The sequence below is a fragment of the Devosia sp. Z6_126 genome, from assembly GCF_058133495.1.
In genome coordinates this window covers 17,078-26,592 of record NZ_JBYUNO010000001.1, presented here as the reverse complement: position 1 = coordinate 26,592, position 9,515 = coordinate 17,078, and the positions used below count along the sequence as shown (strand labels likewise).

General features: G+C 62.9%; 13 protein-coding genes. 5 read left to right on the top strand and 8 right to left on the bottom strand.

Annotation, left to right across the window (positions count from 1 at the left end):
- Positions 1-169 precede the first annotated feature (169 nt).
- A complete protein-coding gene (locus AC3YOG_RS00165) occupies positions 170-1,228 on the top strand; it encodes a cell wall hydrolase (RefSeq protein WP_489933622.1) in 1,059 nt (352 codons plus the stop codon).
- A 6-nt stretch (positions 1,229-1,234) separates the two neighbouring features.
- Here AC3YOG_RS00165 and AC3YOG_RS00160 read toward each other — a convergent pair whose 3' ends face one another.
- The 6 genes from AC3YOG_RS00160 to AC3YOG_RS00135 all read right to left on the bottom strand — a co-directional run bounded on the left by AC3YOG_RS00160 (position 1,235) and on the right by AC3YOG_RS00135 (position 4,660).
- Positions 1,235-1,741, bottom strand: a complete 507-nt coding sequence (locus AC3YOG_RS00160; protein ID WP_489933621.1) for a hypothetical protein — start codon at positions 1,739-1,741, stop codon at positions 1,235-1,237.
- A gap of 109 nt (positions 1,742-1,850) precedes the next feature.
- Positions 1,851-2,459 (bottom strand): HD domain-containing protein, encoded by a 609-nt coding sequence (locus tag AC3YOG_RS00155; protein WP_489933620.1) that lies wholly within the window; start codon positions 2,457-2,459, stop codon positions 1,851-1,853.
- A gap of 34 nt (positions 2,460-2,493) precedes the next feature.
- Positions 2,494-3,333: a CAF17-like 4Fe-4S cluster assembly/insertion protein YgfZ gene (ygfZ, locus tag AC3YOG_RS00150; RefSeq protein ID WP_489933619.1), complete on the bottom strand. Its 840-nt coding sequence runs from the start codon at positions 3,331-3,333 to the stop codon at positions 2,494-2,496.
- Positions 3,334-3,481: 148 nt separating this feature from the next.
- Positions 3,482-3,760 carry a hypothetical protein gene (locus tag AC3YOG_RS00145; protein ID WP_489933618.1) on the bottom strand — a complete coding sequence of 93 codons (279 nt, stop codon included), beginning with the start codon at positions 3,758-3,760 and terminating at the stop codon, positions 3,482-3,484.
- Positions 3,761-3,858: 98 nt separating this feature from the next.
- The gene (locus AC3YOG_RS00140) at positions 3,859-4,227 is read right to left on the bottom strand and encodes a TIGR02301 family protein (RefSeq protein ID WP_489933617.1); all 369 of its coding nucleotides are present in this window, start codon (positions 4,225-4,227) and stop codon (positions 3,859-3,861) included.
- A gap of 37 nt (positions 4,228-4,264) precedes the next feature.
- The gene (locus tag AC3YOG_RS00135) at positions 4,265-4,660 is read right to left on the bottom strand and encodes an NUDIX hydrolase (RefSeq protein WP_489933616.1); all 396 of its coding nucleotides are present in this window, start codon (positions 4,658-4,660) and stop codon (positions 4,265-4,267) included.
- Positions 4,661-4,726: 66 nt separating this feature from the next.
- On the opposite strand from AC3YOG_RS00135, the gene AC3YOG_RS00130 reads away from it, so the two are divergent.
- Positions 4,727-5,467 carry an SOS response-associated peptidase gene (locus AC3YOG_RS00130; protein ID WP_489933615.1) on the top strand — a complete coding sequence of 247 codons (741 nt, stop codon included), beginning with the start codon at positions 4,727-4,729 and terminating at the stop codon, positions 5,465-5,467.
- Between the two features lie 14 nt (positions 5,468-5,481).
- Positions 5,482-5,886 carry a GFA family protein gene (locus AC3YOG_RS00125; RefSeq protein ID WP_489933614.1) on the top strand — a complete coding sequence of 135 codons (405 nt, stop codon included), beginning with the start codon at positions 5,482-5,484 and terminating at the stop codon, positions 5,884-5,886.
- On the opposite strand, the gene AC3YOG_RS00120 is transcribed toward AC3YOG_RS00125, so the two are convergent.
- Together AC3YOG_RS00120 and AC3YOG_RS00115 are read right to left on the bottom strand one after the other, a co-directional pair.
- A complete protein-coding gene (locus AC3YOG_RS00120) occupies positions 5,883-6,443 on the bottom strand; it encodes a hemerythrin domain-containing protein (protein WP_489933613.1) in 561 nt (186 codons plus the stop codon). The two genes, AC3YOG_RS00125 and AC3YOG_RS00120, sit on opposite strands and share 4 nt — an antisense overlap.
- A gap of 81 nt (positions 6,444-6,524) precedes the next feature.
- Positions 6,525-7,937, bottom strand: coding sequence for an FAD-binding oxidoreductase (locus AC3YOG_RS00115; protein ID WP_489933612.1), 1,413 nt, complete (start codon positions 7,935-7,937; stop codon positions 6,525-6,527).
- A gap of 104 nt (positions 7,938-8,041) precedes the next feature.
- Between AC3YOG_RS00115 and fabI the strand changes: the two genes are divergently transcribed.
- Positions 8,042-8,851 (top strand): enoyl-ACP reductase FabI, encoded by an 810-nt coding sequence (gene fabI / locus AC3YOG_RS00110; RefSeq protein ID WP_172122627.1) that lies wholly within the window; start codon positions 8,042-8,044, stop codon positions 8,849-8,851.
- A gap of 22 nt (positions 8,852-8,873) precedes the next feature.
- The gene (locus AC3YOG_RS00105; protein ID WP_489933611.1) at positions 8,874-9,515 is read left to right on the top strand and encodes a histidine phosphatase family protein; all 642 of its coding nucleotides are present in this window, start codon (positions 8,874-8,876) and stop codon (positions 9,513-9,515) included.

The window sequence follows — 9,515 nt, the reverse complement described above, 5'->3', positions numbered from 1 at the left end:
CAAATCAGCCCGAAGGCCTCTTGCCCGGTTCTCGCCATTCTTCATCCACGTCACTGCCTGATTGGGCGTTTACTCCACGCTAACCCTAATAAGACATCATTTCACTGTCGGCCTCTTAGCGTCACTTTTGCCGATCAGTAGTTATGTTGCGTTTTGTTGAGTAGCTGAGATGGCCCTATCAAATCGGTCCGTCGTGCCTGTGCACGCGACCAAGTCGGCTCGTCGCCACCGTCCCCATGCCAAGCTTATGGCGTTCGGACTCGTGGGCGTACTGAGTTATGCGGGGCTCACCAGCGTCGCCTTCAGTCCCGCAGATGCGAGCGGCGAGTTAGCGGCACCGCCTGTTGTCGTCCAGGGCAGTCTTGGCGGTACAACAACGGTGCAAACGCCACAATCGTTCGATCACCTGTTCGAGAGCGCTAGCTTTACCGGTCCCAACCGAGCGGAAAAGACCGATCGGCTTCGTCCGAAGCAGGATGCACTGGCAATTTCTCGTAGCTTCGAGGAAGTGCGCACCCGGCTCGCGGCGCTGCGTGTCGCCCCCGGCCAGCCCGAAGCCTTGGGCCAAAGCCAAATCGCCGATGCAGCCATCGAAGCGCCGGCCGAGACCGATCCGGGTCCGCGCATGTCGGTGGCTTCCATTAATCCCGAAATCGGCTCCTCCGCCCTTGACGCCATCGCCGGGATTGCCCCGACCAGCACTGCTGGGACTTTGGGCCAGCCCATGCCGGCGGTTGCCTCCGAGCAACTCGCCTATGCCCGCGCGAATGCGCCGGTTCTTGGTGCCTTTGACACTGGCAAGGCGGTCGAGGTTTCCGACAAGGAGTTGTGGTGCCTGGCCACGGCAATCTATTTCGAGGCGCGGGGCGAAAGCTATCGCGGTCAGGTCGCTGTTGCTCAGGTCGTGCTCAACCGCGTCAAGGATCACCGCTATCCCAGCACGATCTGTGGCGTCGTGTTCCAAAACCAGCACAAGCGCAATGCCTGTCAGTTCTCCTTTGCCTGCGATGGCATCCCTGAGCGGATTTCGGACAAGAAGTCATGGGCGCAGGCGGAAGACATTGCGGCGCGCTTTGTGGACGGCGAATTGTACCTGACCGAGGTTGCCGACTCCACCCACTATCACGCCACCTATGTGCGCCCCGCTTGGGCACCCCGCATGCAAAAGTTGACGCAGGTTGGGCTGCACGTGTTCTACAAGTTCAAGCGCGGCTGGCTGTTCGGCTAGAACCGATCAGCAGACGCGATAGCTTTTGCTATATACGCAGGTAAAATCTCTGCCGATCCGCACCGCGGTTGCTGCATTGGCAAAGATCATCGACATGCCAGCGGTCGGAGTGAAAGAGGTCCAGCTCTGGCCGTCCCAGAACGAGAAGCGGTTGCCCGGACCGGGCTGCCCAACCGGCGAGACGCTAATGCCCGGATACTGGATGTGCTCTGAAACCAGCGCGTCAGTGGAGTAGGTGCCAGTCGCGGTGACGGCGATATCCACCCAACTCACCCGGCCCGCCTCGATCTTCTTGACCCGGACGGTTTGGAGCGGGTTGGTGTCCACCCCTTCCTCATATTGCACCTGATACTCGCGATCATCAAAGCGCACGAGGCTGGCCGTATCGATGCCAACTCCGCGTTCCCCGGCGATTGCATCAACGACTATGCCAGGTCCAATCGCCGCCAAGGCGGTGGCGCAAACGGCGCCCAGACACATTCCGACTAGCATATGGCGCGTGGGTAGGTTCATGGCTGCGTCCCGAATTGAGGCGGTTTGATGCTGCTTGTTAACAAAGCAGTAACCTTTTTGCCGCAGCCGCAGCAAAGTTCAAACAATATTAGGGTTAACGACTGGGCCTCTAGACGGAGGGCAGGATCGCCTCGCACGCAGCGATGAAGCGATCCTGCGCTTCGCGGGTCGGCCAGGGCCGGATCAGCCGGTCGAACTGATCAACGTCAAAGGTAGGCAAGCTCGGTGCGCCGAAAAAACGTTGGGCTTCAACAGCCGAAAAGCCGGCCAGATGCACGGCTTCGAAATAAGCGGCCTCGCGATCGGCTTTCTTGATAAGTTTTCCCAAGGCTGCACCTGCGGTAGCAGGGAGCGAAAACCGCAGATAGATCGCGCCCAGCAGCCGGTCTTCCACCGTTTTGTAGTTGCCGCCCATCGCCGCCTTGAAGGGCGAGATGATGTCGCCCATCACATATTCAGGGGCGTCATGCAGCAGCGCCTGCAGCTGGGCGGTGTTGTCGGCCTCGGGGTTGTGGGCGCGAAACAATTCGAGCACGAGCACCGAATGCTGCGCGACCGAAAAGGCGTAGTCGCCCAGGGTTTGCCCGTTCCAGCGGGCGACGCGGGCGAGGCCATGCGCGATATCGGAAAGCTCGACATCGAGCGGGGAGGGGTCGAGAATATCGAGCCGTCGGCCCGACAACATCCGTTGCCAGGCTCGGTCTTTGCCGCGCGCCATGATTCCCCAAAGCTAAAAGAGTGGTGGCCGAACGCTACTCATCGGGCGTTGATTCGCCAAACGCATAGCTTGCGTAAGGCGGTAGGGAAAGGCGGACAGGCTTGCCCTCGACGGTCGCGGCGGAGGGATCGCTGATCCGGTCGAGCCGCAGGATGGCAACCGCCTGGCCGTTTACCACTTGGCCCAGCCGCCCCGCTTCGCGTTCGCCCGCCAGCACGGCGCTGCCGGAGGGTGCGTCCACACCATCAACGATCACGGGTCGACGGCGTGCCGTGCCCCGATGCTTCATGCGGCTGACCACTTCCTGGCCGACATAGCAGCCCTTGGCAAAATCAATGCCCTCGAGCAGGTCGAGCCCGATATCATGGGCAAAGGCGTCGTTGGCGGGAAAGTCATTGCCCTGGTGCAGGATGCCAGCAGCAATGCGCTGCTCGTGATAAGCCGTGTCATCCGCAACCCAGCCGTTGATCGCCTCCAGCGGCGCGATCTGGCGCCAACCAAGCCTGACGGGCCCCAGCCGATCGAGATGGCTGATCGCGGCGGGGTCCTGCTCGGTGGCAAAGCCGACGCGGTGGGTTTCCCGGAGATCATCGATCACCACCTGGGCACGGAGGCGATACATCTTCATGCGCTTGAAGAAATCATCGGCCACGGACTGGTGCACATCGAGCCAGATCGCGTCGCCTGCGTAACCGGCCAGACCTTCGGCGAGGATCTTGCCTTGAGGGGAGAGCAGCGCCCAGGCCACTCCGGCTTCGCCCGTGCCATCGCCCTGCGCGGGGATATGGCCCGTGACGACATCGTTGAGCAGCTTGTGGGCGTCAACGCCCGAAAACCGGAACACTGCTCGGTCGGCGCGCAGATAGGTGGTCATGATCGTCTTGCTTCCCCAGACTGTCCGCCCGCAGCGACTGCTGCGGGGCTTTCGGACATGGCGCGAAGCGCTAGCATTTTCAAGAACGCGGCGAAGGTCAACCGCCCGCCTATGACGTGGGCAGCACGACGGCCTGGTTCAGAGCAATTTATTGCAGCGTGCGGTCCAGATTGTATTCGCCCGCGCGGATGCGGTCGGGCAGCAGCGCCACCATTTCGGCAGCCGCATCATCGCCGTGCAGTTTCACCAGAGTGGCGAGTGCAGCAAAAAGCGAAGCATGGGCCAGGGACGCGCATTCGACGCCATCGTCCTCCGCGCCGTTCCAGGCTTCAGCCAGGTATTCAAGCGCAAGCTGACGCTCACTCTGCTCGCTGCTGGGGAGCTCGATTTCGGTCGCGGTGATGAAGAGAGATTTTCTGGTCGCCATGCCGAGCGGGTTAACATGGATGAACAGGGCTGGCGCACCACAAATGAGTGAACGGTTAACGCAACCTGCGCAAGTTTCGTTAATGCGGGGCGGCAGGCCTATTCAGCGTAGCGGGTGTGGATCTCGCGGGCCGTTTTCTCCGCTTCGGTCAGCAGGCGCGTGAGTGCTTCGCGGGCGCTGGGCGTGCAGGCGCGGTGAAAGCGCGCATAGGCGGTGTAGCCGGTGTTGAACGCCCCGGCGAGGCGCTGGCGCTGATCATCGTCGGGCTCGTCGAGTTCGATCAACTCGGCCATCTCTGCGCGCCAATCCTCGGTGCCTGCCTGGCAGAGGGGCTGGAGGAAATAAAGGCTCCCCATGATCTCGGCGAGCCGCTCCATGCGGGGCTGATAGGGCGGGTCGATCGCCAGCGCCGGCGTGACGACGGTCAAACAAAGGGCCGCCGCAATGGGGGCGAAACGCAGCTTCACTTGGATCCTGTTCTCCTGATGCAGGGCGCTCTTAGCATTACCCGGACAGAACGGCGAGGCATTGCCGGATCACGTCGTCGAGCCGGCTCGTCGTGCGAAAGGCGGGCAGCGCTGCGGGATCGACCCATTTGTGATCGGCGATTTCACTGGCGGGCATGATGGTGCCGCTGAAATCGGAGGAAACGAACACGGCCAACTGGTAGGTGCCACCGCCGCCCAGCTGCTGGACCAGCACGGGCTGCGGATTGCGCACGGCCAGCCCCAGCTCCTCCTTGACCTCCCGGATGACGCATTGCTCGATGGTTTCGCCGGGCTCGAGACGGCCTCCCGGGAACGTCCACAAATGCTGATAGGGGGGAAAGGCGCGCTTGATCAACAGCACCTTGCCGTTGCGTACCAACGCCACGCTGGCGGCGTTTGGAAGGTCCGTCATCTCGGCTCCATTTGCGATTCAACACTGCACCCCCTATTTTGGGGCGAGCATCAGGGAGAAGCAAATATGTGTGGTCGCTATGCGGCAACGCTGCCGCCCGAGCAGATGGCGGAACTGTTTCGCCTGCTCAACCGGATGGAGATGGTGCCGCGCTTCAACATTGCGCCCACCCAGCCGGTCGTGGCGATCTGGGAAGAAGCAGGGCGGCGCGAGGCGCATTTTGCCCGCTGGGGCCTCGTGCCGCGCTGGGTCAAGGATCCGCGCGAGTTCCCGCTGCTGGTCAATGCCCGGGTCGAGACCATGGCCGAAAAGCCGGCTTTTCGCGATGCGCTCAAGCATGGCCGCTGCATCATTCCGGCCAGCGGTTATTATGAATGGCACACCGGGCCCGACAAGAAAAAGCAGCCCTATTACATCACCTATGCCGATGGCCGCCCGATGGCGCTGGCCGGGCTTTACGCCACCTGGGTGGGCCCCGAAGGCGAGGAGATCGACAGCGTCGCGACCATCACCGTGCCCACCAACAACCAGCTCTCGGTGATCCATGATCGCATGCCCGCCATTCTCGATGGCGAAGCGATGGAGCGCTGGCTGGATGTGCGCGATGTGCGGGCCGAGGAAGCCCGGCAATTGGCGCTGCCGCTGCCCGACAATGTGCTGAGCTATCGGCCGGTCTCGACCCGGGTGAACTCGGCTGCGGTTGATGACCCGAGCCTCATCGAGGAAGTAACGCCCGAACTGGCGGAACCCACCGCGCCAGTACGGCGCAAGGCCGCTGGTGCGGGAGCCCAACTCGATCTGTTTTAGGGGGGAGCAAGGGAATGGAGCAGTTTACCGGCGGCTGTTTGTGCGGGAAGGTCCGGCTGGTGGCGTCCGGTCGGCCCTATCGGGTCGGGATCTGCCATTGCCTTGACTGCCGCAAGCATCATGGCGCGCTGTTTTATGCGGCGGCAGTGTTTCCGCAGGACGCTGTGGCGGTCAGCGGGGAGGTCGGAGAATTCGCAGGGCGGTGTTTTTGCCCGACTTGCGGCTCATCGGTTTTTGCCCGATCGGAGGACGAGATCGAGGTGCATCTCGGCTCCCTCGACAGCCCCAACCAGCTGGTGCCGAGCTACGAATGCTGGACGATTCGGCGTGAAGCCTGGCTGCCACCCTTTCCGCTTAGCCACCATTACGAGCGCGGCCGCAACCATGCCAGCCGCTTTGAGGACGATGGTCCCGCCTAAACGCCGATGCCGAAATAGCCCAACGCATCGCCCATCGCGTCTTCCTCATAGCCGAGGTGAGAGAGCAGGATGCGCTCAAGCGTGCGGTAGACTGTCTTGGCGTCCTCGAAGTGCTCCGGCGTGGGCTCGCTCGCCAGTGCGTTAAGTGCATCGACAAGCCGCAGCAGCAGTTCATGGACCACCACATGCTCGGCGCGCAGCCGCTCGGCAATCGCCTTGAACGCGGCGCCCTGTTCGGCCAGCGCGGGGAAGATCGCGTAGTCCTCGATCGAATGATGGGTGTCGACGAACTGGCAGTATTGCCCGCACAAATTGCCGAAACGGCGGAAATTGCTGACCATCAGGAGGCCAGAAGTTTCGCTCTCCACCTCTTCGGGCGAGACGGCGCCTGTGGAGGCGCGCTCGATCAGGCGTCCGAGCACTTCCATGTTCTGGCGCAGATGATCGTGGATCATCTTAAGATGCTTGCCGGGTAGGCGCTGGTCTGGCGTCAGCCCCTCGAGCTTTTGCAGCGGCGGGCGAGTGGCATCGTCAAGAAAGGCAATGTAATCGAGCATGGGCAGGTCCCCTGTGGTTGCCCCGAAATGGGGCAAGGGGGAGATGCGATCAAGTAGGCACGCGCAGGTGACTGGGCCCGGTCAGCCCAGCATCTTGCCGGGATTGAGAATGCCCTTGGGATCGAGCGCATCCTTGATCGCGCGCATCATCTGCAGGGCCACCGGGTCCTTGACCTGGCGCAGGAGGTCGACCTTGAGCTGGCCGATGCCATGCTCGGCCGAAACCGAACCCCCGAGCTTGAGCACGATCTCATAGATGGCGGCGTGGACCGGCTCGGCTCCCGCCATGAACTGCCCGTTGTCGGCGCCGGGCGGGGGACTGAAATTGAAGTGGATATTGCCATCGCCCATATGGCCGAACGGCACCGGGCGGATGCCGGGCACCACCTGCGCGGCGGCAGCCGAACCTTCTTCGATCAGCCGGGGCACGGCGGCGAGGGGCACTGAGACGTCGTGCTTGATCGAGGGGCCTTCGCGCGACTGGCACTCGCTCATCTGTTCGCGAAAGGCCCACATGCGGGTGCGGTCCTCAAGAGATTCGGCGACCACGGCATTGTCCACCAGCCCTTGGGAGAACGCAGCTTCCAATGCTTCCTGCAGGAGGCCCGGCCGGCCGCCTTTGGGCCGTAGCACCTCGATCAACGCATACCAGGGGGAGGAACCGGCCGTGGGATCGCGATCGAGCATGCCGTGCCGCAACTGGATCTGCAGGCCAATCAGCGGGATCAGCTCAAAGGCATTGAGCTGCGCCCCCGCGCGATCCCGCATCAGCTGGAAGAGGGTAAAGGCCGCGTCGGGCGAGGCGATATTGACGAGGGCGGTTTCATATTCCTCGGGCTGGGGGAAGATCTTGAGGGTGGCGGCCGTGATGATGCCGAGCGTGCCTTCGGCGCCCACCAGCAGATCCTTGAGATCATAGCCGGTATTGTCCTTTTTGAGCCCATTGAGACCCTGGTAGAGCCGGCCATCGGCCAGCACCGCCTCGACCCCCATGCACAATTCGCGCGCATTGCCATAGGCCAGCACATTGACCCCGCCGGCATTGGAGGAGAGGACGCCCCCGATCCGGGCCGAGCCTTGCGAGGCCAGCCAGAGCGGGTACATGGCCCCTTTGGCTTCGGCAGCGCGGTGGGCGTTTTCGAGCACGACGCCGGCTTCGGCAACCATGGTGCCCGCCCCGGCATCGATTGTGCGCACCCGATCAAGCCGCGCGAGGCTCACGATTACCTCGTCGCCGCGCAGGGGTACCTGTGCGCCAACGAGGCCGGTATTGCCGCCCTGCGGGATAATGCCCACGCCATGCTCATTGGCCCAGCGGGCTAAAGCCTGCACCTGCTCAACCGAACCGGGCAGGGCTACCGCTGTTGCCGGGGTGTGGAAGCGCTTGCGCGGCTCATGCAGAAACGACCCCATCCGCTCAGGGGAAGCGATCACCTGATCGGAACCCAGCAGGGATTGAAGCTGGGCGATGGTCTCGGCTGGGCTGAGTGGCATGGAAAACCCCGGCTGGTGCAGTGCAATTGCGGGGCAGCGAACTTGCCCCTTTGCCCCCCGATGTGCCACAACCCTGCCAACGACTCCAGCAAGGGATAACAATAATGAGCACTGGATTGATGGCCGGCAAGCGTGGCCTGATCATGGGCCTGGCCAACAACCGCTCGATTGCCTGGGGCATCGCCAAGCAGCTGCATGCCCAGGGCGCCGAAATGGCGTTTTCCTATCAGGGCGAAGCGCTCAAGCGCCGCGTCGAGCCGCTGGCGGCCGAAGTGGGCTCCGACTTCCTCGTTGAGTGCGACGTCTCCGACGAGGCGGCGATGGACGAGACCTTCCGCCAGATCAAGGAAAAGTGGGGCAGCCTCGACTTCGTCGTGCATGCCATCGGCTTTTCCAACAAGGACGAGCTTGAGGGTCGCTATCTCGATACCAGCCGCGACAACTTCGCGCTGACCATGGATATCTCGGTGTATTCCTTTACGGCCGTCGCCAAGCGCGCCGAGCCGCTGATGAACCCGGGCGGCTCGCTGCTGACGCTGACCTATTACGGTGCGGTCAAATACGTCCCCAACTACAACGTCATGGGTGTAGCCAAGGCCGCGCTCGAGGCTTCGGTGCGCTATCTCGCGGTTGACCTGGGCAAGAACGGCATCCGCGTCAACGCCATCTCGGCCGGGGCGATCAAGACGCTGGCGGCTTCGGGCATTTCGGGCCTGCGCGACATGCTGCACTGGCAGGAAGCCAATTCGGCGCTGCGCAAGAATGTCTCGATCGATGATGTGGGTGGCGCGGCCACCTATCTCCTGTCAGACCTCGCGGGTGGCGTCACCGGTGAAATCCACTATGTGGATGCAGGCTTCAATGTTGTCGGCATGAAGCTGCTCGACAACGACACGCCAGCGTCCAGCGAATAATCTTCAAGGTTTCGAGTTTCCCATGAGTGATGCGTTTCAATGGCCTGACTTCTATTTCGCGCGCCATGGTGAAACCGACTGGAACCGCGAACAGCGCTACCAGGGCACGCGTGACATTCCGCTCAACCGGGTTGGCCAGCTGCAGGCCGACGCCAATGGAGTGCTGTTGCGCGAGCTGCTCGAACGAGACGGCAAAGACCCCGCTTCGCTCAACTGGTTCGCCTCGCCCCTCAGCCGCGCCTCTGAGACCATGGACCGGATGCGCGCGGCCTTCGACGTGCCGCTTCCGCCCGTGATCCACGACCGACGGCTGGTGGAGATCTCGTTTGGGGCGCTTGAAGGGCGGCTCCACTCGGAGATCAACCGCGAACAGGCGCTGGCCCCCGGCATGCGCGATGCTTCCTATTGGAGCTTCCGGCCCGAGCGCGGCGAGAACTATGACGATGTGGCGGTCCGCCTGCTCGAATTTGCCCGCGACCTGACGCAGAACGCGGTGGTGGTGGCCCATGGCGGCGTGCTGCGGGTGTTGCGGCACCTGGTGGAAGGCACCGAGCGCGCCGAAGTGCTGAACTGGCCACCGCCGCAAGGGGTGATCGCCCATTTCAGCGGCGGACGCATGACGCTGCATGCGGCGCTCGATACCTGGAACGCGCCGGCCGACTGA

What these genes read in the sequence shown, in the direction of transcription:
- AC3YOG_RS00105 (WP_489933611.1), top strand. Translation starts at nt 8,874, where the DNA reads ATGAGTGATGCGTTTCAATGGCCTGACTTCTATTTCGCGCGCCATGGT.
- fabI (WP_172122627.1), top strand. Translation starts at nt 8,042, where the DNA reads ATGAGCACTGGATTGATGGCCGGCAAGCGTGGCCTGATCATGGGCCTG.
- AC3YOG_RS00155 (WP_489933620.1), bottom strand. Translation starts at nt 2,459, where the DNA reads ATGGCGCGCGGCAAAGACCGAGCCTGGCAACGGATGTTGTCGGGCCGA.
- ygfZ (WP_489933619.1), bottom strand. Translation starts at nt 3,333, where the DNA reads ATGACCACCTATCTGCGCGCCGACCGAGCAGTGTTCCGGTTTTCGGGC.
- AC3YOG_RS00120 (WP_489933613.1), bottom strand. Translation starts at nt 6,443, where the DNA reads ATGCTCGATTACATTGCCTTTCTTGACGATGCCACTCGCCCGCCGCTG.
- AC3YOG_RS00165 (WP_489933622.1), top strand. Translation starts at nt 170, where the DNA reads ATGGCCCTATCAAATCGGTCCGTCGTGCCTGTGCACGCGACCAAGTCG.
- AC3YOG_RS00115 (WP_489933612.1), bottom strand. Translation starts at nt 7,937, where the DNA reads ATGCCACTCAGCCCAGCCGAGACCATCGCCCAGCTTCAATCCCTGCTG.
- AC3YOG_RS00145 (WP_489933618.1), bottom strand. Translation starts at nt 3,760, where the DNA reads ATGGCGACCAGAAAATCTCTCTTCATCACCGCGACCGAAATCGAGCTC.
- AC3YOG_RS00160 (WP_489933621.1), bottom strand. Translation starts at nt 1,741, where the DNA reads ATGAACCTACCCACGCGCCATATGCTAGTCGGAATGTGTCTGGGCGCC.
- AC3YOG_RS00130 (WP_489933615.1), top strand. Translation starts at nt 4,727, where the DNA reads ATGTGTGGTCGCTATGCGGCAACGCTGCCGCCCGAGCAGATGGCGGAA.
- AC3YOG_RS00125 (WP_489933614.1), top strand. Translation starts at nt 5,482, where the DNA reads ATGGAGCAGTTTACCGGCGGCTGTTTGTGCGGGAAGGTCCGGCTGGTG.
- AC3YOG_RS00135 (WP_489933616.1), bottom strand. Translation starts at nt 4,660, where the DNA reads ATGACGGACCTTCCAAACGCCGCCAGCGTGGCGTTGGTACGCAACGGC.